This window comes from Hymenobacter chitinivorans DSM 11115, assembly GCF_002797555.1.
GTDB lineage: Bacteria > Bacteroidota > Bacteroidia > Cytophagales > Hymenobacteraceae > Hymenobacter > Hymenobacter chitinivorans.
This window is the reverse complement of sequence record NZ_PGFA01000004.1, coordinates 221,587-248,255: the sequence shown is the minus strand read 5'-3', so window position 1 is coordinate 248,255 and position 26,669 is coordinate 221,587. Positions and strand designations below refer to the sequence as shown.

Genomic DNA, 26,669 nt, shown 5'->3' with positions numbered 1-26,669 from the left:
GGCGTACCTGTCCAGGATTAGGACAAAACCGGCAAATGATTTTTAACTCCGAAAGATAAAATGAATAATCTACTTCATTTATTACTATTCGGTGAAACTCAAGAATCACTCGTTAAAGGGAACTTATCCCTCTTTATAAAAAAACTGCGTTTTTAGCGCCAAATCAGCAATTTGGCTGCTGTCAAGCTAGTATTATGGCGTAGCAGATGATATATCATTAATATAGCTCCAGGTCTATATTAATTGTATTAATCAAACCTCGCTCCTTACTAAGCCCCCACGTAGCACCACAACAGTCTGGGATTATTGCAACTCACTCCCAGTCCAGCTACTGCCGGTACGCATCACCGTAGCGTACTATCTGCCCGGCTTTCTTCCCACCGCGCTTAATGCGCACGGCCGGGTCTCGCTCCAGCACGATGTCCGACAGCGCACAGCTGGTCAGGGTTATCATTGCGGGCAGGTAGCCCGCCGCCTCAACGGCCACTACTTGCTTCTGCGACACAGGCGCCGTAATCTCAAAACTGCCCTTGCCATCGGTGATATAGGCATTAGTCGTGCCTTTTAGAAGCAATGTTGCGCCGATTATAGGCTGCCCCATGGCATCGACGACCTGCCCGGCCAGCGGCTGGCAATTCAGCCGGGTGGAGACTTCGGCACCCGTCTCCCTGTCGGCATCCATACTGACCAAGCTCTGAGCCAGAGCATCTTGCGCAGTAAACAGTAAGACCAAGCCTATCAATGTGGAAATGTGCAGCATAAAAAGAGACTTAATGTTTGTAGATCCAGACGCGGTGAGCCATCCGTTTGCTTGTACCAGGAGACTAGTGGGCCGAAAAACTGAGCTCGACCTGCCGTCACTTATTTGGCTATTTGCCTCAACCGCTGGCTGTATTGGAAAGCAGCCTAGCAATGGGCAATCATACGTAAGCTGTAAGGCCGACAGATTTAAACGCAGCAATTGCTCGGCTGAACCACAGCCCAAAACGAATTCTGGTCCGCTTGATACGGTGCTTCCCGGGGTTTGTTTAGGCTATACAGACAAAAGCTTAAACAAAATGTTTTATTGTTGAGCTACAAATAATACCATAAGCTCAACCATACGAATAAATAAGGCGCTTATGAATAGAGTAGTACCTATTGTAATTCTGGCGCTGTTGGCCCCTATATTTAATTGGGTTCGTAGTTGTAATACGACAAAAGCAAGCTGGGCCTGAGTACGGCTTGACCTGACCCGTTTGCAATTTTTACCGGCGGCCTGGACGGCCCCGCAGCACGTGCCAGATGGATAGAAGGAAGGGCCAGGGCGTCACTGAGTTCATGATGCGGAAGTTGTTGAGCCACCCGGTGCGCTCGTCCAGAAAAGCCAGGATCCGCTCGATGGGGTTGCGCTGAAACAATTCCGTGAAAATGTCGCGGGTGGTTTCGCCGCGGCGCTTCATAATGTCGAGCAGCAGCGTATCGAAGAGGTGAAACTGGAACTGGTCGCCGGTCAGGTCACGGGGCGGCTGGCCAGTGGTAGCCAGGGCCTGCACCAGCCGGGCGCTGTGTTCCTGAATGCGCATAAAGGCGTAGCCCGTGCTGGGCTTGGCCCGGCCGGCGCGGGTCCCCAGGTTGATGATGTGGGCTCCCTGCTGGACGGGCAGCGCATGGTCGGTCATGGGGATGGCCCCAATTTCCTCACTGACAATCCGGTAAGAACTCAGCCCCAGCGTATTGCGCAGGTAGTCCGCCATAGCCGCTTCGTACTCGGCCTTGGGCAGCAGCTCTTCCGAGAAGAGCGTATACTCGACCAGGGCCGTGCGCGGGCTGAACGGCAGCACGTAGATAAACCGCGCTTCCTGATGCTGCGCCCCCCGAAAATCCATGAATTCGGCCGTCGCCGGATCAAATACGTCGTGCTCCGCTTCCACCTCCCAGCCCACAAAGTGCTGCAGCAGGTAGCGGTGCTTTTCGGGCTGCTTATTCAGCTGCGGGGGCCGACTATCGAAGGCGTAGCGGGCAGTAAGCACACCGGCGCTGGTGGTGGCCATCACGCCCTCCGGCGTATTGGTCAGGGCCTCGACGGTGGCTTGCACGAAGGTAAACTGCGGATTCTGGGCCAGTTCGGCGCGCACAAACTGGTAGAAGTCCAGGCCCCGAATCATCTTGTAGCGGTAGCGCTGCAGCTGGAATACCTGCTCGAACGTGGGACTGCGAAACGCCAGCTGCCGCCACTCGTGGGCCACAATCGAATCGAAGAGCGTGGGCGCAGCCGTCCAGAACGACCAGGTCCGGTCGTTCTGATCTTTGGCACTGGGCTCAATGAGCACCACGCGCTGGTCACGGAGCCGGGGCTCCTGGCTCAGGTGGTAGGCCAGGCTCAGGCCGGCCGCGCCGCCGCCGGCGAGTAGGTAGTCAAAGTCAGGCTTCACGCAGTAAAGAAAGCAGCCCGCTCCCGAATTGTTCGGTGACCTGGTGCAAAGCCCGGCGGCAGGGCACAAAAAAAGCCAGGCGCGGGGCCTGGCTTTCTGAGCAGTAGCGTTGCGGGCCTAGAAGTTAGGCGACAACAGGTACTTGGAGTAGAAATCGTCGATGATTTTCACGGCCGAAGCCGCGTCGTCCACGAGCTGCACCAGGTCCATGTCCTCGGGCGAGATGTTGTGCTCGTCTTCCAGCATAGCCTGCTGAATCCAGTCGAACATGCCCTGCCAGTACTTGGTACCCACCAGCACGATGGGGAAACGACCGATTTTCTTGGTCTGAATCAGAGTAATAGCTTCGAAGAGCTCGTCGAGGGTACCAAAGCCGCCGGGCATGCCAATGAAGCCCTGGGCGTACTTCACGAACATCACCTTACGCACGAAGAAGTAGTCGAAGTTGATGATCTTGTCCGAGTCGATGTAGATGTTGTGGAACTGCTCGAAGGGCAGCTCAATGTTCAGACCGACCGACTTGCCACCTTCGGCGCGGGCGCCCTTGTTGCCGGCTTCCATGATGCCGGGGCCGCCGCCCGTGATAACGCCGTACCCGTGCCGCACCAGCTTGGAGGCAATTTCCTCGGCCATCTGGTAGTACGGGTTGTCGGGCTTGGTGCGGGCCGAGCCGAAAATCGAAACGCAGGGGCCAATCTTGGACATCTTCTCGAAGCCCTCCACGAACTCGGCCATCACCTTAAAGATCTGCCAGGAGTCGGCAATCTTGATTTCGTTCCAGTCCTTATCGACAAACGCCTTGCGGATGCGCTGCTCGTCGTCGAGCTGCACCGTCCGCTCCCCGTGGGTTTGCTCCCGGATGTCACTGATGCTGGTGACTTTGTTATCGTTTACGTTGGGCTGAACGATGGTCTGGCCGCTGCCCGCGTTGAGGGCCTCGTCGGAGGCTTTGGTCCGACTGGTTTTTTTGAGTTTCGTCATGGCTACACATGGGAATTGCAGGGTCAGCCGGAGGCAACGACGTTGCCCGTAGCGGTACAGCCGACCCGCTAGTGAAAAATTAAAAAAGAGTGGGGGCAAAAGAAAGCCGCCCCGCGGAAACAGGGCGACTAAAAATTGGGGCGTGCAAGTTAACAATTTGTTAACAATAGCCTAACCCCCTGCCGGAGAATACCCTGCTTGGCGACTTACTTCGAACGAATGGCAATTACCGGGTCCAGGTTGGAGGCCAGCACGGCCGGAATAATCCCGGCCAAGACCCCAATTACCACCGACACGGTTAGCCCCAACGCAATATTGCCCGCCGATAAGAACAACGGCAACGAATCCTGGGGTATCATCGTGATGAGGAATACCAGAAAGATGCCCGCCGCGCCGCCAATTAAGCACAGAAAAACGGCTTCGAAAAGAAATTGGAACAGAATAAAGAAGTTCTTGGCTCCCAACGACTTCTGAATTCCGATAATGTTGGTGCGCTCTTTTACCGAGACGAACATAATGTTGGCAATGCCAAAGCCGCCCACCAGCATGGCAAACGAGCCAATGACGGCGCCGGCAATGCCAATGATGGAGAACAGCTGGGTAATAGCATTGGCCAGCATTTCGGGCCGGTTCAGGGCAAAGTTGTCTTCCTGCCGCGGCTTGAGGCCCCGAATGTTGCGCATCACGCCCTGCAGTTCGTACTCCAGGTCGAGCAGGCCGGGGTCATCGTCGGAGCCCTTTACGGCAATAGTGGGCGTCACGCCGGTCATGCCGCCGGTGTTGAGGGCAAACATCTTGGTAAACATGCCGAAGGGAATCAGGCAGTTGGTGTCGTTGCTGGGCGTATCGAGCAGCTTCTTGCCTTCCTTCTGCATCACCCCGATGATAACGAACTTGCGGCCCTTGGCGCTGAACTCCTGGCCGATGGCGCTGCCGTTCGGAAACAGGTTTTCGGCAATGGTAGCCCCGATGATGGCCACGTTACGGGCAGCATCCACTTCCTGGGAGGTGAAATAGCGGCCTTCGGCAATGGGCACGTCCGAGACTTTACGGTAGTCGAAGCTCACGCCCTGCAAGGCGCAGTCCGACACGCTGTTGCTGCCGGCCTTGAGCACGCTGCCGCCCACGGCTCCGAAAATGGCGACGCCCTTGTTGTTGGGACCCAGGTTTTTCTGCAGCTCCCGGAATTCGCGCACCGAGGGCACCGGCCGGTTGAAGTATTTCCACCACGGATACTCGCCCCCGAAGGCCCAGGGCCACTTCCCGACGTAAATCACCTTGTCGCCCACGAAGCTCATGCTCTTGCGCACGTTGGCCTCGAGCGAGTCGACGACGGCAAACACGGCAATGATGGCAAAGATACCCACCGTGACGCCCAGCAGCGACAGAATCGTGCGTAACAGGTTGGATTTGAGAGCTTGCCACGCGAAGCGGAAGCTTTCCAGAGTCAGGCGCAGCGTTTTCATGCGGTGAAGTTGTGAGGTGGTGAAATTGTGAGGTTGATGGTTGGATGGCGCAAACCTGAGCGGCTAGAACAGGAACACGCAATTTCACAACTTCTCCATTTCACCTTTCCGGGCGAAAAGTAACGATTTATCCGGCCATTGTACGTACTTTTGCCAACCCAAAATTTTGTTAGATTCCCCTCCTATTGCCTTTGTTTAGCCCATGAAACTGTCCGAGTTCAAATTTGACTTGCCCGAAAGCCTGCTGGCGCAACATCCGGCCAAAACTCGTGATGAATCGCGCCTGATGGTTTTGCACCGCGAAACGGGTAAAATCGAGCACCGCGTGTTTAAGGAAATCATCGAGTACTTCACCGACGGTGACGTGTTTGTTCTGAATGATACTCAGGTGTTTCCGGCGCGGCTGTACGGCAACAAGGAGAAGACCGGCGCCAAAATTGAGGTGTTCCTGTTGCGTGAGCTCAACAAGGAAATTCACCTCTGGGATGTGCTGGTAGACCCGGCCCGTAAAATCCGGGTGGGCAACAAGCTCTACTTCGGCGAAAGCGACATGGTGGCCGAGGTAATCGACAACACTACTTCCCGCGGCCGCACGATTAAGTTCTTGTTCGACGGCTCCGACGAGGAGTTTTATAAGGCCCTGAACGACCTGGGCGAGACGCCCCTGCCCCGCGAGGTCATCACCCGCGACGCGGAGCCGGCCGACAAGGAGCGCTACCAGACTATTTACGCCAAGCACAAAGGTGCCGTAGCCGCGCCTTCGGCCGGTTTGCACTTTACCCGCGAGGTAATGAAGCGCCTGGAAATCAAGGGAGTGGATGTAGTGCCAGTAACCTTACACGTGGGTCTGGGCACTTTCCGCCCCGTGGACGTGGAGGACCTGACCAAGCACAAGATGGACTCGGAGAACTTCATCGTGCCGGCCGAGTCGGCGGTGGTAGTAAACCGCGCCCTGGACGCCAAGAAGCGCGTGTGCGCCGTGGGTACCACCACGATGCGCGCCCTGGAGTCGTCGGTTTCGGCCCACGCCCGCCTGAAGGAAAATCAGGGCTGGACCGACAAGTTCATCTTCCCGCCCCACGAGTTCAAAATTGCCAACGCGCTGCTGACCAACTTCCACATGCCGGAAAGCACGCTGATGATGATGGCCTCGGCCTTTGCCGGCCACGAATTCCTGATTGAAGCCTACCAAACCGCCATTAAGGAGAAGTACAAGTTCTTCACCTACGGCGACGCCATGCTGATTCTGTAGAGTTCGTCGTTTGCTAAAAAACCGGTTGCGCCGGAGTCATTCTCGTAATGGCTCCGGCGTTTCTTTTGGCAAAGAAGTACCTTCGGGCAGCGCTTGGGCCCTTTTCCCCTTCATGACTTCGACCTCGACTTCCGCTCTTCCCGTTTCCTCTTCGGCGGCCGTGCCGCGCTACGCCATTCTGGTGGCGGGCGGCAGCGGCTCGCGCATGGGTGCCGACCGGCCCAAGCAGTTTCTGAACCTGCTGGGGGAGCCGGTCTTGCTGCACACCCTGCGCCGCTTTACGGACCCGGCCGTGCAGCTTGCCGAATGCGTGGTGGTGCTGCCCGCCGAGCAGTTTGCCACCTGGGAGCAGCTCTGCCAGCAGCACCACGTAACGATTCGGCACCGGGTGGTGGCCGGCGGAGAAACGCGCTGGGCCTCGGTGCGCAACGGGCTGGCGGAGCTCAAGCAGTACCCGGCCGGTCTGGTGGCGGTGCACGATGGGGTGCGGCCCCTGGTATCGGCGGTGGTGATTGAACAGACGTTTGCGGCGGCCAGCCAGCACGGCGCGGCGGTGGCGGCGGTGGCCCCCAAAGACTCGGTGCGCGGGCTGGCCCAGCAGGGCTCCTACGCCCTGGACCGCAGCCGGCTCCGCCTGGTTCAGACGCCGCAGTGCTTCGAGCTAAACCTGTTGCGGCGGGCCTACCAGCTGCCCGAGCTGCCCACCTTCACCGATGATGCCAGCGTGGTGGAAGACCTGCAGCCCATTTATATGGTGGCCGGCGACTACCGCAACCTCAAAATCACGACGCCCGAAGATTTGATTGTGGCCGAGGCCCTGCTGCGGGCTGAGCAAGGTGCTCAGCAGCCTCAGTAGGGCCAGGTTTGCCGGCTTCGGCGTACTTTTCGGCTCCCATCCTTTTTCCCGAACTTCCGCTTATGTATACCTGCCTGCTGTACGACGTTCAAAACGGCGTTGCGACTATTACCCTGAACCGCCCCGAGGTGTTCAACGCCTTCAATAACCCGCAGAGCTACGAGCTGCAGGATGCCCTGCAACGCGTGGCCGACGACAACTCGGTGCGGGTGGTCGTGCTGACCGGGGCCGGCCGGGCGTTCTGCTCGGGCCAGGATTTGAAGGCGACGCAGGACGAGGAAAACTTTTCCTTTGCCGAAACCCTGCACAAGCGCTACAACCCCATCATCCGCGCCATGCGCAACCTGCCTAAGCCCATTATCGGGCGGCTCAACGGGGTGGCGGCCGGGGCCGGCTGCTCCCTGGCCCTGGCCTGCGACGTGCTGGTGGCTTCGTCGGAAGCCTCTTTAATTGAGGTGTTTATCAACATCGGGCTGGTGCCGGATTCGGGCTCGTCGTACTTTCTGCCGCGGCTAGTGGGTACGCTCAAGGCTTTCGAGCTGTGCACCCTGGGCTCGAAGGTGACGGCCGACGAAGCCCTGCGCCTGGGTTTGGTAAACCAGGTGGTGGCCCCGGCCGAGCTGGACGCCGCCGTGGCCGCCCTGGCCGCGCGCTACGCCTCGGCTCCCACCAAATCCATTGGCCTTATCAAGCAGATGCTCAACAAGGCCGGCACCGCCACGCTGGATGAAATGCTGGACTACGAGGCCGACTGCCAGCAAACGGCCGGCGAATCGGCGGACTACCGGGAGGGCGTGGCGGCCTTCACCGAAAAACGCAAGCCCACGTTCCGCGGCGAATAAGCGTCTCATTCCGCCACGCGGAACTTCAACTACCAGCCCCCGACAAAAGAAAAGCGGCCCGGATACCGGGCCGCTTTTACTATGTACATGCCGATGGCGGCAAGTAAGACTGGGGCACTAACGAAGGTTACTTGAGGCGAATTGTGCGCGTCACGCCGTTTACCGTTACGCTGGCAATATTGTCGCAGGCCTCGGTACCGGTCGGGTCGTAGTTCAGCACCAGGCTTTGACCCTTGGCGTTGCTGATATTCACGGTGCCGGCCGTGAAGTGCCGGGCGCAACCCAGGGCGAAGTTCTTGACCAAAGGCTGCTGAATCTGGGCCGTGTAGCCGACGCCTTTGCGGTTGGTACCGCTGGCCTGGCCCGTCACCTGGTACTTATCGTCCTGAATGGTAGCCGTACCAAAACCGGCCGTGCGGGTGTAGGTGCGCTGCGAGGTCCAGCTGTGGGTACCGTCGGGGGTGATGATGCTGGCATTCTGCACGTCGAGAGTGAAGGAGCCGCTGCCCAGGCTGGTAAAGACGCGGGTGCCGGTGTGCTGCTTATCGTTGACGAAGTAGTTGACCAACGTGACGGTGGCCGTAGCGCCGGCCTGCACCACGCCATTGAGGCGGTAAGGGCCGCCAAAGACGACAACGATTTTGCCGCGGCGGGTTTTGCCGTTGGGGCACAGGCAGTTGGTAGTGCCAAAATCGATAGTCAACGTGCGGGTTTCGGCGTTGTAGGTGCGCGTGGCGCAGGTGCCGAATACCCGGGCCACGTCGGCCGGCTCCCGCACGGGGCCGTTGGAGAGCTTTTCGTTGTCGGGTGCCCCTACTTCGATAATGTCGCCGATGTTGGCGTTTTCATCCTCGGCATTGCCATTGTCCTCCGCCGATTCCAGGTTTTCGGGGGCGGCGTCTTTGTCTTTGTTGCAGGCGGTGAAGCAGAGCAGGCCGCTGGCCAGCGCAGCAAGACCCAGGGAGCGGAGTGTGGCAGTAGTCATGGGAGTGAAAATGGGAATGGGAGGTTGAAAAAGGTGTGGTACTTGGTGGTTTTGTAGCGGTTAGAGGTCAAAGCCAAGCCGTAGTTTAATCACGCAGCAAACTTTTTTTCAAAAGCCGGAACTATTTTGAATTGAACCGCCGGCCAAACGGCCCGTATAGATGGAAGCTCCTCTTCATCCCCACCCTTCAGGCCACTTCCTTATGCACTATTCTTCCCGAATTCTGGCCCTGGCCTTTCCCCTGCTACTGGCCGCCTGCTCGCCGGATGCCAGCAAAAAAGACCCGGTTGCGGAAGCGCAGTTTCAGAACGAGAAGCGCATCGGCGACGAAAACGTGACCGAAAAGCAGGAGCGCGACGCCGAGTTTATGGTGGATGGGGCCAGTGACGGGCTGCTGGAAGTGGAGCTGGGCAAGCTGGCCCAGCAAAAAGCCACCACGCCGGCCGTCAAAAACTTTGGCCAGCACATGGTAGAGCAGCACGGCGAAGCCAATAGCGCCCTGAAAGCCTTGGCCGAACAGAAAGGCCTGACCCTGCCCGCGGGTCTGGGCCAGGAGCAGCAGGATACCTACGCCAAGCTGGCCGCCCTGACCGGCACCCAGTTCGACAAGCAGTACATGGCCACGATGGTCGATGACCACAAAAAGGACGTCGACGAGTTCGAGGACATGAGCGAGGACGCCTATGACGGCGACATTCGTGGCTTCGCGGCCAAATACGCGCCCGTGCTGAAACAACACCTCGACATGGCCAAGCAGGTCAATGAGCAGGTAGAAGACCTTCCCTAGCCTCCCACCCGCATTTCTATTCTCGTATTCTCAACCAACCTACACCTAATTACCCATGAAAATCCGCTTTTTCTCCTTACTGGCCCTGGGGGCCGTGCTGTCTTTCTCCAGCTGCAACAACGCCGAGAAGCGTACCGACGGCACCGCCGGCGAAGCCGTGAGCGACATGGACAAGGCCGCTGACGAAGGCGGCGTCCAGGCCGACGCGACGGTAATCGACAACGAAGCCGGCCCCACGGTAACGGCCAACGCCGACTCGGCCGCGGCCGACACCACGATGGCCAAGTAACCGCCCCCGCTCCTACTACCTAATCCGCCCTGATTTTTCCTGCCCCCTTTTTCTTTACCAACCAAACCAACCGCTATGAAACGGATTCCCCTCAGCTTGCTCTGCGCCAGCCTGCTTACCCTGGGCGCTTGCAGCAGCAACGACAGCACCACCACGACCGATACGAATACAAACTCGGAAGAGGCGGGCGGCAATGCTGGTGACAACTACATGAATGCCGCCACCAACGGCGACACGGCTTCGACCAGCATGCCCGGCGACACCACCCAGGCCGGTAGCGCGGCGGCCAACCGCACGGCCCCGGCCGACATGAACGGCAGTCCCGGCCCCGGCGACACAGCCCCCCACTCCACCGACCCCGAGTTTATGATGTCGGCGGCTCACAGCGACCAAAACGAGATTCAGCTCAGCAAGCTGGCCCTCGAAAAAGGCGTAACCGGTGCGGCCAAGGACCACGCCAACATGATGATTAAGGACCACACCAAGTCGACGGCCGACCTGAAGGCCATTGCCACCAAGAAGAAGGTGACCCTGCCCACCGACATGGACGCCGAGCACAAGGCCATTGCGGCCACGATGCAGAAATTATCGGGTAAGGACTTCGAAACCAAGTTCATGGACCAGATGGTCATTGACCACCAGAAAACCCTGAACACGCTCAAAGCGCACCAGACGATGACCAAGGATGCCGACCTGCAGGGCTTTATTACCAAAGTAACGCCCGTGGTGCAAAGCCACCTGGATATGTCGAAGCAGCACAGCGACATGAAGATGTAACTGGGCTGAGCTTCTCCTAAAAAGCCGCTACGACTGGTTCGTAGCGGCTTTTTGCATTTGCGGGTTTCCGCGCCCCGCGGTTGGCGGCTTATAGACCATGCTCTATATTTGACCATCCGGCTTACTATGGCCGGCGCAACTAGACTATGGATGGCAACGAAAAAGCCCAGCACAACCGTGACGCTTTCCAGATTGAACGGGTAATTCTGTTTACCGACGCTGTTTTTGCCATTGCTATTACGCTGCTGGTCATTGAAATCAAGGTACCGGAGCTGGAGCACCCCACCGAGCAGGCCGTGCAGGTTGTGCTGGCCCACCTGATTCCGAAGTTCGTGGGCTTTTTTCTGAGCTTCTTCATCATTGCCATCTACTGGACGGCCCACCACCGCATCTTCCGCTTCGTGCGCCGCCTCGACAACCGGCTGCTGTGGCTGAATTTGGTGTTTCTGCTCAGCATTATCCTGATGCCCTTCACCACGGCTTACCAGAGCGAGTATAGCCTGCTGCGCACGCCCTGGATTCTGTACAGCATCAACATTGCCTTTACCGGCCTGATGCAGATTGCCTTGCAGCGCCACCTGAGCAATGCCCGCCACAAGCTGGTGGCCCACCCCGAGCACGAGCATCCCGACCTGGATATAGCCCGGCCGCTGATGTCGCCGGTGGTGTTTATCAGCAGCATTGCTCTGGCCTTCGTGCTGCCACCGTTGGCTTTGCGCATGATTCCGGCCGTGGCTTTTCCCCTGCTGGCCTTCCTGAACCGCAAGCGCCATAAGCGCCTGACGGCCGCCTACCACGGCAAGCACGGCGCTACCGTGCTGGCCTAAGTGTGACTCTCATTCAGCAGAAAGGCCCGTACCAGCAGTTGGTACGGGCCTTTGCGTTGTTGGCGCAGCAGCTTGGCTTAGCTTTTTTTCTCCTCGGCGTACTTGCTGACTTTGAGCTCCTCGGCTAGGAAGCGGGCCGTGTGACCTTTCTTGACCTTGGCCACCTGCTCGGGCGTGCCCTGGGCCACGATGGTGCCACCGCCCCCGCCGCCCTCAGGACCGAGGTCGATGATGTGGTCGGCTACCTTAATCAGGTCCAGGTTGTGCTCGATGATGAGCACCGTGTTGCCCTTGTCGACGAGCTTCTGCAGCACGTCGGACAGATGGTTGATGTCCTCGAAGTGCAGGCCGGTGGTGGGCTCGTCGAGGATGTAGAAGGTTTTGCCAGTGTCCTTTTTGCCGAGCTCGGTAGCCAGCTTCACGCGCTGAGCCTCGCCACCCGACAAGGTCGTCGCTTGCTGGCCTAAGGTCAGGTAGCCCAGGCCTACTTCGTTCAGCACCTGAATCTTGCGCAGAATCCGGGGCTGATTTTCGAAGTACTCCACGGCTTTTTCCACCGTCATGTCGAGCACGTCGGTGATGCTCTTGCCCTTGAAGCGCACTTCCAGCGTTTCGCGGTTGTAGCGCCGGCCTTTGCAACTCTCGCAGGGCACGTGCACGTCGGGCAGGAAGTTCATTTCGATGGTGCGCATACCGGCGCCCTCGCAGGTTTCGCAGCGCCCACCCTTCACGTTGAAGGAAAAGCGCCCCGGTCCGTAACCCCGGATTTTGGCCTCGGGCAAGGAGGCAAACAAGCTGCGGATTTCGGTGAACACGCCGGTGTAGGTGGCTGGGTTGGAGCGCGGGGTGCGCCCAATCGGCGACTGGTCGACCTCAATTACTTTGTCAATCAGCTCCAGGCCCTCGATGCTCTGGTAGGGCAGCGGGTCGCGCTTGGCGTTGAAAAAGTGCTGGTTGAGAATCGGGTAGAGCGTGTCGTGAATCAAGCTGGACTTGCCCGAGCCCGACACGCCGGTTACGGCCACCAGCTTGCCCAGCGGGAATTTGGCCGTGACGTTTTTCAGGTTGTGGCCGGTGGCACCTTTGAGCACCAGCTGGCCCCCGTCGCCCTTGCGCTTCTGGCGGCGCAGCTCGATGTGCTTCTGCCCGCTCAAATACTGGGAGGTCAGGCTGCCCGACTGGAAAATCTCCGTGGGGGAGCCGTGGGCCACGATGCTGCCGCCGTGAATACCGGCCCCGGGGCCAATATCGAGCACGTAGTCGGCATTCATAATCATGTCCTTGTCGTGCTCCACCACGATGACCGAGTTGCCGATGTCGCGCAGGTGCTGCAGGGCTTTGATGAGCCGCTCGTTGTCGCGCTGGTGCAGGCCGATGCTGGGCTCATCCATGATGTAGAGCACGCCCACGAGCTGGGTGCCAATCTGGGTGGCCAGGCGGATGCGCTGCGACTCCCCACCCGACAAGGTCCGGACCGAGCGGTGCAGGTTCAGGTATTCGAGGCCCACTTCCAGCAAAAAGCCGATCCGCTTGCGGATTTCCTTGAGCAGCTCGCGGGCAATCAGGTTCTGACGGTCCGAAATCCGGTCTTCCAGGCCTTCAAACCACTGGGCCAGCTGGGCAATGTCCATCACCGACAGCTCGCCAATGTTCTTATCGGCAATCTTGAAGTGCAACGACTCCTTTTTGAGGCGGTAGCCGTGGCACTCGGGGCACTCCTTGGCCTGGGTATACTCCTGAATCCAGGCCCGGATGTTTTCCGAGTCGGAGTCCATTTGGCGGCGCAGAAACGGGATGATGCCTTCGAAAGGCTCCACGTAACCGGCCTTTTTGGGGTCACTGCCTTCCTCTTCCTCCACTCCATAAAGCAGCTTGTCGAGCAGGTCGGCGGGCAGCTTATCCAGGGCCGTGGAAAGGCTGGCTTTGTGGCGCTTGAGGATGGTGCTGAGCTGCTGGAAAATCCAGATGTCGCGGTACTCGCCCAGGGGCGCAATACCGCCGCGGCTGATGCTCAGCTTCTTATCGGGCATTACGCTCTCCTCGGTAATCTCCTGCACCTCGCCCAGGCCGTTGCAGGTGGGGCAGGCGCCGTAGGGCGAGTTAAACGAGAAGGTATTGGGCGCCGGGTCGTCGTAGGCAATGCCGGTGGTGGGGTCCATCAGGAAGCGCGAGAAAAACTGCGTTTTGCCCGAGTCCGAATCCAGCACCAGCATCGTGCCCTTGCCGTGGGTCAGGGAGTTCTGCACCGAGCCCGAGAGGCGAAAACGGTCTTCCTTGGTGGCCTTGAGGCGGTCGATGACGATTTCGATGTCGTGGATTTTGTAGCGGTCCACCTGCATCTTGGGCGTGATGTCGAGCAGCTCGCCATCGACGCGCACCTTGGTAAAGCCCAGCTTGGCAATCTGCTGGAACAGCTCCCGGTAGTGCCCTTTACGGCCTTTCACCACCGGGGCCAGCACCACCAGCTTCTTGTCGGCGAAGTGCTTGAGGATGTAGTTGATGATCTGCTCGTCGCTCTGCCGGATCATCTTCTGGCCGGTGGCGTAGCTGAAGGCCTCGGCGGTGCGGGCGTAGAGCAGACGCAGGAAGTCGTAAATCTCGGTGATGGTGCCCACCGTGGAGCGGGGGTTGCGCGAGGTGGTTTTCTGCTCGATGCTGATAACCGGCGACAAGCCTTCGATTTTGTCCACGTCGGGCCGTTCCAGGCCGCCCATAAAGGAGCGGGCGTAGGCCGAAAACGTCTCCATGTAGCGCCGCTGACCTTCGGCGTAAATCGTGTCGAAGGCCAGGCTGGACTTGCCCGAGCCCGAAATCCCGGTAAATACCACCAGCTGGCCCCGCGGAATTTGAACCGATACGTTTTTCAGGTTGTGCTCCCGGGCCCCGTATACCTCAATAAAGGGAGCTTCCACATCGGCCGCCCGTTGGGACGGAGCAACGGGTGCGGCCACCGCGGCGGGTGATGGAACAGCAGTACGGGAGGCAGTCGTTTTCTTGGCCATGCAAAGCAAGTCGAATAAGTCCGCAAAGGTACGCAAAACGCGGCCCTTTGGCTACCCCGAATAGCTTATTTGCCAGTGGTTTTAGCGGGCAGCGGCTTCGGAGGCTCCGAGCGGCGAGTGGCCCGGCGGAGGAGGTATAACAGCCAAGCCCGGCAGATTGTCCCGCCACTTTTAAATAAATCGGGGAAGCCGGGGCCAGCCTGAACCGGATAGGATTGGCGCCGTATTTGCCTTGGCTCCGCTATGGTTCCGTTTGGGGGCCATTCACTCTACTCCCACCGCATCATGAAACTGCTCAAAATTGCCGCCGCGGGTCTGTTTGCCCTCACCCTGCACACCACCACGGCCCAGGCCCAGGTTAATATCAACATCGCGCCGCCTTCCTGGGGCCCGGCTATTGGCCCCAACAGCCAGTACTACTACATCCCGGAAGTAGACGGCTACTACGACGTGCGCGACCGGCAGTACGTGCTGCTGCGCGACGGCCGCTGGGGCCGCGTGGCCAACCCCGGCTACGACCCGCGCACCTTCCACCCCGTCGTGGTTGACTATGTGGGCGCCCAGCCCTGGGTCCGCATCGAGGAATACCGCACCAAGTACAAGGGTCACCCCCACGGCATGCCGCCCGGCCAGGCCAAGAAAATGCGCGGCGGCCAGACGGTTATTGTCAACGGTCCCGCCTACCAGGGCAATGGTAACGGCCGCGGTAATGGGAATGGGAAAGGCCATGGCAACGGCCACGGCAAAGGCAAGCACTAAGCCTTATCTGCCAAAGATTGAGAAAGGCTCTTCCGTGGGGAAGAGCCTTTTTTGTTGAATCTGCCCGGACTCCCGTAACATTGCCGGCCGTACTTTTCCCGGCCTGCCCGCCGTATGCCGCCCGCGCTTTCCCGTCAGTCGTTGCTGCTCGTCTATTTGCTGGCCCTCGCCCTGCTTTGGAGCAACGCGTATTTTCTGCTGGTCAACCACCCGGCGGCGCATACCCCGGCCGAGCTGAGCTACCTGCGCATGGCCCAGGGCGACTTCGAAGTGCCCGCCCCGCTCCGCTACCAGGTGGTGGTGCCGCTGCTGGCCAGGGGCTTGGCTTACGGGGCCCGGGGCCTGGCCAATCTTATTTCGCCGGCCGACAAGCCCCCGTTTGGCTTCAGCTTTTTTCTGGTAAACACCCTGCTGCTCGCCGGGGCCGGGCTGCTGACGTTCCGGAGCGCCGTAGCCACCGGGGCAGCCCCCAGCTCGGCGCTGCTGGGCACGGCCGCCCTGCTCACCTGCGGCACTGCTACCTACGTGGCGGGCCGGCTGGTGGTAGACAGCGCCCTGGTGCTGGTGGTAGCTCTGCTGTATTACGCCATTCTCGCCCGTTCGGGGCCGGCGTTGCTCACGGCCGTGGTGCTCGGCCCGCTGCTAACCGAATCTTTTCTGCTGTTTTTGCCCGTGGTGCTATTCTGCGGCGGCTTTGCGCGTTGGGGGCTGCGGCTGCTGGCTCTGGCCGCCGGCCTGCTGCTGCTAGTGGCCGGGCACTGGGCGGTAGATACGCTGCTGGCTCCGACCCCGGCGGCGGGTAGTAATCCAACCGTCCTGGCTTATAGTCACCTCCTTGCCGGCAACTGGGGCGGACTGTTAGCTGGCGCCGGGGCGTTTTTCCCGTTTAATCTGGTGCTGCTGGCGGGCGGCTGGGGCGGTTTGGCAGCTATGCGCCAGTGGCTTGCCCCGTTGCGGCCCGTGCCTACCCTGTTGCTACTGCTGGCCGTGCTGGGCCAGGTCCTGCTGGGGGGCGAAACAAATTGGTTGCTGGCGGGCCCGGTCGTCGGCGTAGCGGTGGCACTAATTCTGGACCGGCACCCGCTGTTTGCGCCGTGGCGCCGGGTAGCGGGCTTGGCTCCACTGCCGGAAACAGAATAGCCCGGGGCGGGTTGATACACGTAAGATACTTCCCACCCACTCTATTTTCCGACGGATTATGGCCTCTAAAGAGTATCAGCCCATCAGCTGCTCGTTCTACGACGAGCTCGAAGCCCGCGCCACCACGCGCCAGGTGTGCACCCTACTCTACCGCACCGAGCCCGACACGCCCCCGAGCACCTATACCGGCATCATCACCGACCTGTTCATTCAAGAAAAAGTAGAATACCTGCGCCTGGAGGACGGCTTTGAACTGCGGCTGGACGCGCTGGTAGCCGTGGATGACAAGGAGCTGCGCAATTACTGCTAGTATTGCTAGCACTTTGTTATCAATCAAAAAGCCACATAAATAGGATTACGAGCAGTGCTGGAATTGCTACAATGAGAACTACCAATTCAATTTCATACAGCAGATAACAGTACAGGATGAAGGAGGTAACGCAATTTATGACGCCCCATTTATACTCCTTGTTCTGTTTATTCTTCTTGTACCTGTTACGATCATATGCCACCATTATCTGATTTATGCCCACTATTGGCAGCCAAAAAGCTATGAACAATAAAATTCTAAGAGGTATTTCAGTCATCGTTTGCACTTATTAATCGGCACCATAAGGACTAAAAAAATCGGTGGCCTTCTACAGACCACCGATTTTTTGATTTACTCAAACTATAAAGCTTCCCGGCCTAAAACTCGGCGCTCTTGGGGAAGCGGGGGAAGGGAATAACGTCGCGAATGTTGCCCATGCCGGTGACGAACAGGATGAGACGCTCGAAGCCCAGGCCGAAGCCCGAGTGGGGTGCGGTGCCGTACTTGCGCAGCTCCAGGTACCACCACAGGTCGTGCTCGGGCACGTGCATTTCGGCCATGCGCTTGGTAAGCTTCTCGAGGTTTTCTTCCCGCTCCGAGCCACCGATGATTTCGCCGATGCCGGGGAAGAGCACGTCCATGGCCCGCACCGTTTTGTCGTCGTCGTTGAGCTTCATGTAGAAGGCCTTGATATCCTTGGGATAGTTAGTCAGGATAACGGGCTTCTTGAAGTGCTTCTCCACCAGGTACCGCTCATGCTCGCTCTGCAAATCGGTGCCCCAGTCCACGGGGAACTCGAACTTCTGCTTGGCCGTTTTCAGAATTTCCACCGCCTCGGTGTAGTTCAGGCGCTGAAAGTCGTTGTCGACCACGAACTGCAGGCGGCCCAGCAGCTCCTTGTCGTACTGCTCGTTGAGGAACTTGAGGTCGTCCTGGCACTTGTCCAGGGCGTAGCGCACCAGGTACTTGAGGAAGTCCTCGGCCAGGTCCATGTTGTCCTGCAGGTCGTTGAAGGCCACTTCGGGCTCAATCATCCAGAACTCGGCCAGGTGGCGGGCGGTGTTGGAGTTTTCGGCCCGGAACGTGGGGCCGAAGGTATAGACTTTGCCCAGGGCCATAGCCGTAACCTCGCCTTCCAGCTGCCCGGATACGGTCAGGTTGGTTTGCTTGCCGAAGAAGTCCTGCTTGTAATCCACGGCCGACTTGTCCTCGGTCAGCGGCGGGTTCTGGTCGGGCAGCGTGGTCACGCGGAACATCTGGCCGGCACCTTCGGCATCAGAGCCCGTCACGATGGGCGTGTGCACGTAGTAGAAGCCCCGGTCGTTGAAGAACTGGTGCACGGCAAAAGCCATGGCGTGCCGGATGCGCAGCACGGCTCCAAACGTGTTGGTGCGGGGGCGCAGGTGGGCAATTTCGCGTAGGAATTCGAGCGAGTGGCCTTTTTTCTGGAGCGGGTAGGTTTCCGTGTCAGCTTTGCCGTAAACGCTGATTTCCGAGGCCTGGATTTCGACGCTCTGGCCTTTGCCCTGCGAAGCCACGAGCTTGCCGCGCACCATTACGGCCGCGCCGTTTTCGACGCCGTCGGCCTTGAGCTTTTCCTCGGGAAAGTTTTCGGCGTCGGCTACCACCTGAATCGAATTAAAGCCGGAACCATCGTTGATGGCAATGAACTGCACGTACTTATTGCCGCGGCGCGTGCGCACCCAGCCTTTCACTACTACTTCGCGCTCCAGCTCCTGGCTGTGGAGCAGCTCCTGCACACTCGACCTTCTAACAGACATCGGACTCAGCTTTCGGTAATTAAAATCGTTAAGTCGGCAAAGGTAGGAGTTTTGCGGGCCGTAAAAATCAGTTTAGCCGTTTCGCGTCGTTTGTTTTGTGAATCGGGGCCTTCGGCGTTGTTTTGCCAAAATGATGTGGGGCCCCGGCCTCAACTTTTTTGACCTAACTCAAGTACAGAAAGGTCTATATTTGACAAGCGCGCCACCTTGTATTTTTGTGACGCACCACGCTTTCCAGAGTATGCAAAGACTTGACATGAAGCAGCTTCTCTCGCAGAAGTTGTCTCCCCAACAGATACAGTTCATTAAGCTGCTGCAAATCCCGACAGCAGAGCTGGAGGCGCGCATCAAGGAAGAGCTGGAAGTAAACCCGGCCCTGGAAGAAGGCGACGAAAACACCGACGACGAGCTCGAAGATCAGGAGCGCGAAGACGACGATTCGGACGATGCCGACGACTACGACGACCCGGATTCCGAGTTCGACAACGACGACAATACCCTCGATGAGGATTTCGACGCGGGCAGCGAGGAGCAGCCCGAAATCGAGGTACCGACCAAGGACGACGACCCGGTGGAAGCTACCAAGGACAACGAGGAGCTGGACCTGGGCGACTACCTCAACGACGACGAAATAGCCGGCTATAAGATGCAGGGCGACGGGCCCGGCGAGCCCGACGACGACCGGGAAATGCCCCTGGCCGACACCGGCGCCTCCCTCACCGACGCCCTACTCGACCAGCTGGGCTTTGCCGACCTCGACGAAAAGCAGGAAGCCATTGGCCGCCAGCTTATCGGCTCCATCGACAACGACGGCTACATCCGCCGCGACCTGTCGGCCATTGCCAACGACCTGGCTTTTTCCCAGAACATCGAGGCCGACGAAGCCGAAATTGAGGGCGTGCTGCACGTGATTCAGAGCTTCGACCCGGCCGGTATTGCCGCCCGCGACTTGCAGGAGTGCCTGCTGCTGCAGCTGGAGCGCCGCCACCAGGACGAAGTAACCGAGCACGCCGAGCGGATTCTGACCGAAACCTTCGACGAGTTTACCAAGAAGCACTACCCCCGCATTCAGCAGAAGCTGGATTTGGAGGACGATGAGCTCAAGGAAGCTATTGCCCTGATTTTGCGGCTTAATCCCAAGCCCGGCGGCACCGGCCCGGTGGGCATGGGCAAGGTGCAGTACATCATCCCCGACTTCATCCTGACCAACGACAACGGCGTGTTCAACCTTACCCTGAACGCGCGCAACGCCCCGGACCTGCGGGTGGCCCCGGCCTACACCGAGATGTTCCAGACCTACGACAAGGCGGCCAAGAAGGACAAGAAGATGAAGGAGGCCGTGACCTTCGTCAAGCAGAAGCTCGACTCGGCCCGCTGGTTTATCGACGCCATCAAGCAGCGCCAGCAAACCCTGCTCCGCACCATGGACTCCATCGTGCGCTACCAGCACGACTTCTTCCTGGAAGGCGACGAAAGCAAGCTGCGGCCCATGATTCTGAAGGACATAGCCACCGAAATCGGCATGGACATCAGCACCGTGAGCCGGGTGGCCAACTCCAAATCGGTGCAGACCGAATTCGGCATTTACCCGCTCAAGTACTTCTTCTCCGAGGGTATTGCCACCGACTCGGGCGAGGACGCCAGCTCGCGGGAGGTGAAGCACATCCTGAAGGAAATCATTGAGGGGGAGCAGAAAAACAAGCCCCTGAGCGACGACAAGCTGGAAAAGATGCTCAACGCCCGCGGCTACAACATTGCCCGGCGCACCGTGGCCAAGTACCGGGAGCAGCTCAATATTCCGGTAGCCCGCCTGCGCAAGGAGTTGTAGGCCAGCTGACTGCTTAAAGCCCAAAAAGGCCGCTGGAATTGCTCCAGCGGCCTTTTTGGGTTATTAGCCAGAATGGCGGCTACCGGTGAATTACGCGGCGGGTGGCCTGCTGGCCCTGGGCGCGCACCGTCAGCACGTAGTTGCCGGGCTTCACAGTGGCAGGCACTGTCACGGGCAACACTCGGCTTGGGCTCTGGGTTGTGGCGCTGAACACCAGACGGCCCTGCATGTCGGTCAGCGTGGTCAGGATGTCGCCGCGCATAGGCTCGCGCAGCTCCAGCGTGAAGTTTTGCTCGAAGGGGTTGGGGTACAAGCCCGTCAGCAAAGGGGCCGAACTGGGTTTGATGTCAACCGTCACCACGGGCGAGTACGACGTCTTGCCGTCCTGGTCTACCTGCCGCAGGCGGTAGTAGTAGAGGCCGGTTCCCACGGTAGCATCGGTGTGGGCGTACGTGTGCGCCACGCTGGTCGTGCCAGCGGCGGCTACCTTGGTCAGCAGCTGGAAGCTCTGGTCTTTGGCGGCCCGCTCCACCTCGAAACGCAGCGAGTTTTTCTCCGAAGCCGTTTTCCAGCGCAGCGCCACGCCCTGGCTGGTCATCTGCCCCGTGAAGCTGGTCAGCTCCACTGGCAGCGGCTGGTCTTTGAGAATATCGGAGGTAAACAGGCCCCGGCCGTGGGTAGCGGCCACAACCTGCTGGTCGGAGGCGCGGATGCGCAGCATGTCGACGCGCACGTTGGCCAGGCCGGTGCTGGAGGGCTTCCACACCGGGCTGGCAGCTGTCAGGTCGTCGGTGCTCCACACGCCCAGCTCGGTGGCCAGCATGGCGCGCTTGTTATTGGTCGGGTCGAATACGGCCCAGCGCACGGGCATGTCGGGCAGGTCACCTTGGCGCTTGGTCCAGGTGGCAGCGGCTACCGTAGCGCTACCGGTGTTCGTGCCTTCCTTGGTTTCCAGCACCTTGGCTTCGGTGGCGCTGTAGTTCGAGATGGTCATCAGCAGGTGAGCGTCGTTGCCGGTTTCCACGGCCACGCTCGATATCGACAAACCCGCCGGAGCCGTGTACAGCAGCGTCACCGTGGGCGTGGTCGAAGCGGCGTTATCGACGCGGTATAGGTGGCCGGGGCCGGGGGTAGTCGCCGAAAAGTCCGGCTCGGTGCCCACAAACAGGCGGTCCTGGTTGTTGGGCGAAACCGTCACGTGGGTTACCATGCCAGCCCCGGTGGCCAGCAGCACGTTGCTCACCGCCGACGCGGCAGCCGTGGTGGCGTTGGGCAGGCGGAAAAACCGGTCAACCGTCCAGCCCCCGTACAGCGTGTTGCTGCGGCTGTCGTAGTCGGTCGGGTTGATGAACTGTCCGGCAGAGCTGCTCAAGTTCAGGTTGGTAAACGCGGCGCCGCTGTTCGTGGAGCGCCGGTACTGGGCATACACGTAGGCCGTAAACTGGAATTGAGGTTCGTTCTGGTCAATAAAGCAGAAAGCCCCGTCGCCGCCGGTAGCTTCCGTCGTAACCTGGCCGCCAGTTTTGGTATAGCGCTGCGTACCGTTGTCCTGCGCACCGGCCAGGAAGTAGTCCACGTCGCTGGGGTGCAGGGCTAGGGCATAAAACTGGGTGATGTTCAACCCGGTATTGCGCTGCCCGTAGGTTGGCGTCGTCGAGTTGGCATTGGCCGAGTAGGCAATACCTCCGTCGCTGGCAAAAAATGCCTTCGTTGCGGTACCCGAGCTGGTAGGCACCCAGGCCACGGCGTGGTGGTCGGCGTGCACATAGTCGCTGTTGGTTTTGGGGTTATACCAAATAGATGTCTGGGTCCAGGTAGCGCCCGAATTGGGGTTACCCGACTGAGGCGTATCGGCATTGGTTGTAATCCATAAGTCGAGCCCGCCTACGTACAGCGTGTTAGGGCTCGTGGGCGATACGCCGATAGCCAGCGCGTACCAGCCCTGCCCGCTGGTGAAGTCAAAGGAGTTGCCACCGGGCTTGCGAATCGTGCCCCAGGTAGTACCGCCATCCTTCGACATGTAGATGTTCATCAGCACGTCGGCAGTCGTCGTAACGATGGCATACACGCGGCTAGCGTCGCTGGGGGCGCAGGCCAGCTCAATACGGCTGTAGCCCGTGGTGGGCAGCCCCGAGCCCGCCAGGGTGTTGAGGTTAGTCCAGGTGTCGCCGTTGTCGGTGGACCGGTAGATACCGCCGGTTTGGAAAATACCCGCGCCCACGAAAATCGTCCCGTTGGCGCTGATCTTCACGTCGGCCATTCTAATACCGCTGGGCTGCAGCACGGCCGTCCAGGTAGCTCCTTTGTCTTTGCTGCGAAACAGCCCCGTGCGGGTGGCGGCAAAAACATAGCCCGTGCTAGGCTGCACGGCCAGGCGCTGCACCCGGTAAAAGTCTTGGCTGGTGGACGGTGAGGTGCTAGCCAGCTGGGTCCAGGTCACGCCATGATCGGTCGATTTCCAGATGCCCAGGCCCCGGATGGCATCGGCATTGTAGTAGCCTTCGCCCGTGCCCAGGTACATGATATCCGGGTTGGTAGGATCATATACCAGCGACGTAATAGCCAAGTTGGCCATAAAGCCATCCACGCTCACCCAGGTGGGTGTAGCGCTGGTAGCATTGGTGCTTTTCCACAGGCCACCACCTACCGAGCCCACCCATACGGTGTTGCCCGTAGCATCGGCCGGATCAATCAGAATGGCACGTACTCGTCCGCCCACGTTGGAAGGTCCTTTTTCCGTCCAGCTGGCAGAGGCCAACGAACCAGCTACGGCCCGCTGGGCCGCTTGCTGGGAGAGTAGCGCTTCGGCCCGGGCGCGGGCCGCAATCAGCCGTTCGCGGGGTACGGTACCGGTGGCAGGGTCCCGCGTCCGGTTGAACTCCTGCAACATGGCCAGATCCGGACGGTCCCGCCGGTCCTCATCCTCCTCATCTTCCTCTTCTGCCTCAACTGAAGTCAGCAGAGAAGACACCTGCTGGGGTGAGTAGTAGCTGCCCGCAGCTCCTAAAGTTAGGGCACCGACAATAGCCCATTGCCACCGGCGCAAATTAGAGTAAAGTGTTTTCAACAGGGGGAGAAAAAAGGTAAATGGAATTGGCTAACTACAAATATATCTATTTGCTGCCATTAGAAAAATTTAATTTTTGTATTAAAAATATTAGTATGCTGTATCAGACCTTTCTATGTATTGTTCTGATCATGCACTGCTTAATGAACAAATCGTAGTTCTTACTAAGGATAGGTCCTAAATTGAGTTCGGTACCTGCTAATGGTGCATCCTTGCAAAATTATATCTTCCCCAAATTCTCCGACCCTGGCAGCTATAGCGGGAGCCCCGGCTGGTATTTGCATATTCCTTCCCATTACCCGCTGAATGGCAAAGGCAGTAGGCCGCGTTTACCCAATAAAAAAGGGAGCCCCAGTGCGGAGCTCCCTTTTTTATTGGGTAAACGGCTGGCGTTTAGCGGCGCAGCATCACCTGGCGAGTAGCCGTCTGCTTCGCGTCGCGGACAGTGAGCGTATACATTCCGGCGCTCAGGCTGGCGGGTACGTTCAACCGCAGTTGGCGCTCGGCCGTTTTCACGTCAGCTTTGAACACCACGCGGCCCTGCAGGTCGGTCAAAGTAGCCGTGGTGCCGGCGGCGGCAGCCTGGCTCAGATCTACGTTTAGCGTCTGCACAAACGGGTTGGGATACACGCTGCCGATAAACTTGTTGTTGACCGTTATGGCTCCTTTGTTAGACAGTACCAGGAAAGCATCCGTCGTAAACAGGCCCCGGCCGTGGGTAGCGGCTACGATTTGCTTGTCGGAAGTCCGCATGCGCAGCATGTCGACGCGCACGTTGGCCATGCCGGTGTTGGCAGGATCCCAGCTTACGCCAGTAGCCGACAGGTCATCGGTACCCCACACGCCCAGCTCAGTAGCGAGCAAGGCCCGCTTGCCGTTGGCGGGGTCGAAAATGGCCCAGCGGATTGGCATATCCGGCAGGTTGCCTTCCACGTTGCGCCATGCGGTGCCACCGTTGGTGGTTTCCCACACGCTAACCACGCCATAGTTAGAGTAAGTCAGCAGCAGGTGAGCTTCGTCGTTGGGGTCTACGGCCACGCAGGAAACCGAGCCCGTACCGGTGCGGATTTCGGTAAAGGTGGGAGTAGCCGGAGCTACTGCCAGGGCGTTATCAATGCGGATTACTTTACCCGTGTTGGTACCAACGTACACCCGGTCGTCCACTTTTTTCGAAACCGTTACGTGCGTTACGGTACCCGCACCCGAAGGCAGGGTCAGCGTGGTGGTCACGTTTTTGGTTGTTGCCTCGGGCCACACAAACAAGGTTCCGGCCGTAGAGCCAGCGTACATCGTATTGTGCTTGCTGTCGTAGTCGGTGGGGTTAATAAACGAACCGTTGTTGTTGTTGATTACCCGCGGGAAGGTTGCACCGCTGTTGAAAGAGCGGTAGTAGTTGCTGTACACGTAGGCCGTGAACTGGAACTGGGGCTCGTCCTCGTCAATAAAGCAGAAAGCACCATCCCCACCCGAAGCATCGGTGGTATTATTCAGGCCCGCCGCCGTAAACTTCTGCGTGCCGTTGTCCTGCGCGCCGGCCAGGAAGTAGTTCGGCAGCGTGGGGTGAATGGCAGCAGCGTAGTACTGGGTTACGTTCAGGCCGTTGTTACGCTGTTTGAATACCGGAGTCGTGCTCGGGTCGAAGGCATTTGTGGAAAGCGACACGCCCCCGTCGCTCCCGAAGTAGGCCATGTTACCGTCGTTAGAGGCAAAAGCCACCGCGTGCTGGTCGGCGTGGGAGTAGCCCGGGTTGGTTTTGGCGGTGCTCCAGTAGGTAGCCTGTTGCCACACCACGGGCGTAGCGCTGGCGTCCAGGGTACGGAACAGGTCTACTCCGCCCACGTAAATCTTGTTGGCATCGTTGGGCGCTACGCCGATGGACAAATCATACCAGGCCTGGCCGCGGGTGAAGTCGTCGGAGTTTTCCCACCGGGGCTTGTTCAGGGCCGTCCAGGTAGCACCACCGTCGTTGGAGCGGTAGATATCGAGCAGAGCATCCGAAGTGCTCTGGAACATGGCGTACACGCGGTTAGCATCGCTCGGGGCGCAGGCCAGCTCAATCCGCTCGTACCCGGTCGTTGGCAAACCTGAGTTGGCGGCCGTATTCAGGTTTACCCAGCTGCCGGCATTGCCCGTAGTAGAGCGGTAGATGGCGTCGCCGGCCTGGATACCCATGCCCACGTAGATCTTGTTGTCGGCGCTGATTTCGATGTCAGATACCCGGTCGATAACGGCGCCGGTACCAGCCCCGAGAACTTTATCCCAGCTCGTGCCGCCGTTGGTGCTGCGGAAAAGTCCCGCGCGGGTAGCGGCGTACACGTCGCCGGTAACCGGGTGGACGGCAATTTTAAGGATGTACTGGAAGTTAGCGCTGCGGGCCGTGCTGGTAAGCTGCGTCCAGGTTACGCCGTGGTCGGTCGATTTCCAGATGCCCAGGCCGCGGACGGCGTCAGCATTGTAGTAGCCTTCACCCGTACCGAAGTACATGATGTTGGTGTTGCTGGGCTGGAAGGCAATAGCCGTCACGGCCAGGTTGGCGAAGAAGTTATCCACACTCTGCCAGATGGGGGTGGTGGCAGCGCCGGTCGTGGTTTTCCAGAGGCCACCACCAGCGGTACCAGCCCACACGGTGTTGCCGGTGGCGTCGGCGGGGTCGACTACCAGGGCCCGGATCCGGCCGCCCACGTTGTTAGGACCACGCTCTACCCACGTCGTTTGGGTAAGGCTGCTCACGGGCAGGCGGCGGGAGGCCCGCTGCGCCAGCAGCTGCTGGGCGTATTCTTGGGCTACTAGCAGCCGCTCCCGGGGCACGGTACCCAGAGCCGGATCGAGCGTGCGCTCAACGTCCTGCTCCAGGGCCAGATCGGGGCGGTCTTCGTTTTCCTCTTCTTCTTCGCCCTCCAGGCGCTGTTCGAGGGATTGGGCCATGGCCTTGGTGCCGCCGTGCTGCCACAGGTACAGGCTACCGCCGGAAACGGTGGTGACGCCCAACAAGAGCATAGCCCACCACTGCCGGGTACGTGAAGTAGATGATTTCACAGGTTAGAGAGTAAAATAGAACAAAAGGAAGGTGTGTTATTGGGTGAACTGCTGGGCTTAACTAGCCTTAGCGAGGAATAAATATAATGCTTTTGGTAGTTTTGGCGTTCTACCCCCTACCACATTAATTTTTGCTTAATACTTGAATAAGCTGATTGCCAATATATTATCTGGGTTTCTTCACCCGCTTTTACTGCCTTCGTATCTTTTTTATATGATATGTTATCAGTTGCCGGGGGTACTTTGGCTGCCCGCGCAGCCCGACCGGTG

The 26,669-nt window shown here is 59.1% G+C and carries 20 protein-coding genes; 11 read left to right on the top strand and 9 right to left on the bottom strand.

The genetic code is table 11. The features are described from left to right. Window positions 1–328: 328 nt before the first annotated feature. The 4 genes from CLV45_RS21010 to CLV45_RS20995 form a co-directional block, all read right to left on the bottom strand. Complete coding sequence (locus CLV45_RS21010; protein WP_100338452.1) at window positions 329–760, bottom strand: carboxypeptidase-like regulatory domain-containing protein; 432 nt, start codon at window positions 758–760, stop codon at window positions 329–331. Between the two features lie 487 nt (window positions 761–1,247). Continuing rightward, window positions 1,248–2,414, bottom strand: coding sequence for a lycopene cyclase family protein (locus CLV45_RS21005; RefSeq protein WP_157807699.1), 1,167 nt, complete (start codon window positions 2,412–2,414; stop codon window positions 1,248–1,250). A gap of 117 nt (window positions 2,415–2,531) precedes the next feature. After that, window positions 2,532–3,395, bottom strand: coding sequence for an LOG family protein (locus CLV45_RS21000; RefSeq protein WP_100338450.1), 864 nt, complete (start codon window positions 3,393–3,395; stop codon window positions 2,532–2,534). Window positions 3,396–3,601: 206 nt separating this feature from the next. Beyond that, window positions 3,602–4,861 (bottom strand): ABC transporter permease, encoded by a 1,260-nt coding sequence (locus CLV45_RS20995; protein WP_100338449.1) that lies wholly within the window; start codon window positions 4,859–4,861, stop codon window positions 3,602–3,604. Between the two features lie 202 nt (window positions 4,862–5,063). Between CLV45_RS20995 and queA the strand changes: the two genes are divergently transcribed. The 3 genes from queA to CLV45_RS20980 all read left to right on the top strand — a co-directional run bounded on the left by queA (window position 5,064) and on the right by CLV45_RS20980 (window position 7,811). Continuing rightward, window positions 5,064–6,113 carry a tRNA preQ1(34) S-adenosylmethionine ribosyltransferase-isomerase QueA gene (queA, locus tag CLV45_RS20990; protein WP_100338448.1) on the top strand — a complete coding sequence of 350 codons (1,050 nt, stop codon included), beginning with the start codon at window positions 5,064–5,066 and terminating at the stop codon, window positions 6,111–6,113. A gap of 112 nt (window positions 6,114–6,225) precedes the next feature. Further along, complete coding sequence (locus tag CLV45_RS20985; RefSeq protein ID WP_100338447.1) at window positions 6,226–6,969, top strand: 2-C-methyl-D-erythritol 4-phosphate cytidylyltransferase; 744 nt, start codon at window positions 6,226–6,228, stop codon at window positions 6,967–6,969. Between the two features lie 62 nt (window positions 6,970–7,031). Continuing rightward, window positions 7,032–7,811: an enoyl-CoA hydratase-related protein gene (locus tag CLV45_RS20980; protein ID WP_100338446.1), complete on the top strand. Its 780-nt coding sequence runs from the start codon at window positions 7,032–7,034 to the stop codon at window positions 7,809–7,811. Between the two features lie 127 nt (window positions 7,812–7,938). Here CLV45_RS20980 and CLV45_RS20975 read toward each other — a convergent pair whose 3' ends face one another. After that, a complete protein-coding gene (locus CLV45_RS20975) occupies window positions 7,939–8,796 on the bottom strand; it encodes a hypothetical protein (RefSeq protein WP_100338445.1) in 858 nt (285 codons plus the stop codon). Between the two features lie 202 nt (window positions 8,797–8,998). Between CLV45_RS20975 and CLV45_RS20970 the strand changes: the two genes are divergently transcribed. From CLV45_RS20970 to CLV45_RS20955, 4 genes are all read left to right on the top strand, one after another. Next, window positions 8,999–9,583, top strand: coding sequence for a DUF4142 domain-containing protein (locus tag CLV45_RS20970; RefSeq protein ID WP_157807698.1), 585 nt, complete (start codon window positions 8,999–9,001; stop codon window positions 9,581–9,583). A gap of 55 nt (window positions 9,584–9,638) precedes the next feature. Further along, window positions 9,639–9,872, top strand: coding sequence for a hypothetical protein (locus CLV45_RS20965; protein ID WP_100338443.1), 234 nt, complete (start codon window positions 9,639–9,641; stop codon window positions 9,870–9,872). A gap of 75 nt (window positions 9,873–9,947) precedes the next feature. Then, entirely contained in the window at window positions 9,948–10,649 is a 702-nt protein-coding gene (locus CLV45_RS20960; RefSeq protein WP_100338442.1) for a DUF4142 domain-containing protein, read from the top strand. 146 nt (window positions 10,650–10,795) lie between these two features. Beyond that, window positions 10,796–11,476 (top strand): TMEM175 family protein, encoded by a 681-nt coding sequence (locus tag CLV45_RS20955; protein WP_100338441.1) that lies wholly within the window; start codon window positions 10,796–10,798, stop codon window positions 11,474–11,476. Between the two features lie 77 nt (window positions 11,477–11,553). Here the strand turns inward: CLV45_RS20955 and uvrA are convergent, their stop codons facing one another. Next, the gene (gene uvrA, locus CLV45_RS20950; protein WP_100338440.1) at window positions 11,554–14,478 is read right to left on the bottom strand and encodes an excinuclease ABC subunit UvrA; all 2,925 of its coding nucleotides are present in this window, start codon (window positions 14,476–14,478) and stop codon (window positions 11,554–11,556) included. A 285-nt stretch (window positions 14,479–14,763) separates the two neighbouring features. Here uvrA and CLV45_RS20945 point away from each other — a divergent pair, with 285 nt between their 5' ends. From CLV45_RS20945 to CLV45_RS20935, 3 genes are all read left to right on the top strand, one after another. After that, window positions 14,764–15,237, top strand: a complete 474-nt coding sequence (locus tag CLV45_RS20945) for a hypothetical protein (RefSeq protein ID WP_100338439.1) — start codon at window positions 14,764–14,766, stop codon at window positions 15,235–15,237. A 114-nt stretch (window positions 15,238–15,351) separates the two neighbouring features. Beyond that, a complete protein-coding gene (locus CLV45_RS20940) occupies window positions 15,352–16,377 on the top strand; it encodes a hypothetical protein (protein WP_157807697.1) in 1,026 nt (341 codons plus the stop codon). 58 nt (window positions 16,378–16,435) lie between these two features. Continuing rightward, entirely contained in the window at window positions 16,436–16,687 is a 252-nt protein-coding gene (locus CLV45_RS20935; protein ID WP_100338437.1) for a hypothetical protein, read from the top strand. Between the two features lie 377 nt (window positions 16,688–17,064). Here CLV45_RS20935 and asnS read toward each other — a convergent pair whose 3' ends face one another. Further along, window positions 17,065–18,468: an asparagine--tRNA ligase gene (asnS, locus tag CLV45_RS20925; protein WP_100338435.1), complete on the bottom strand. Its 1,404-nt coding sequence runs from the start codon at window positions 18,466–18,468 to the stop codon at window positions 17,065–17,067. Window positions 18,469–18,709: 241 nt separating this feature from the next. Between asnS and rpoN the strand changes: the two genes are divergently transcribed. Further along, the gene (gene rpoN / locus CLV45_RS20920; RefSeq protein ID WP_245882939.1) at window positions 18,710–20,296 is read left to right on the top strand and encodes an RNA polymerase factor sigma-54; all 1,587 of its coding nucleotides are present in this window, start codon (window positions 18,710–18,712) and stop codon (window positions 20,294–20,296) included. A gap of 79 nt (window positions 20,297–20,375) precedes the next feature. On the opposite strand, the gene CLV45_RS20915 is transcribed toward rpoN, so the two are convergent. Continuing rightward, window positions 20,376–23,267: a T9SS type A sorting domain-containing protein gene (locus CLV45_RS20915; RefSeq protein WP_157807696.1), complete on the bottom strand. Its 2,892-nt coding sequence runs from the start codon at window positions 23,265–23,267 to the stop codon at window positions 20,376–20,378. Between the two features lie 489 nt (window positions 23,268–23,756). Next, window positions 23,757–26,399 carry a T9SS type A sorting domain-containing protein gene (locus CLV45_RS20910; protein ID WP_157807695.1) on the bottom strand — a complete coding sequence of 881 codons (2,643 nt, stop codon included), beginning with the start codon at window positions 26,397–26,399 and terminating at the stop codon, window positions 23,757–23,759. Window positions 26,400–26,669: the final 270 nt, after the last annotated feature.